This is a genomic window from Christiangramia aquimixticola, assembly GCF_048285835.1.
Lineage (GTDB): Bacteria > Bacteroidota > Bacteroidia > Flavobacteriales > Flavobacteriaceae > Christiangramia > Christiangramia aquimixticola.
Genome location: NZ_JBLVTL010000351.1, coordinates 1 through 278, shown reverse-complemented (window position 1 = coordinate 278; position 278 = coordinate 1). Strand labels below are relative to the sequence as shown.

Below are 278 nucleotides of genomic sequence, written 5' to 3'. Positions count from 1 at the left end.
CCAAGATCTTGAAGATAGCACTACTTATGTATTTGATTTTCAAAAAGCTGTAGTAGATCTATCAGAAAAAAATCCCGCTGAAAATTTAAAAATCGTATTTTCTACAGGAACTTCTATTGATAGTTTAAACATATCAGGAAACATCAACTTTTACTACCCAGAAAACAAAGAAGATTACAAAAATGTACTCGTTGGAGTTTATCCTTTGACTGATACCACAGACGTATTTACAGCGCAACCGTATTACCTAGGCCAAGTCGATACCTTAGGAAATTTCA

1 pseudogene is annotated in these 278 nt (G+C 33.5%); it reads left to right on the top strand.

The features are described from left to right. A pseudogene (locus ACNKXV_RS14785) lies at positions 1-278 on the top strand (hypothetical protein); the annotation flags it as partial.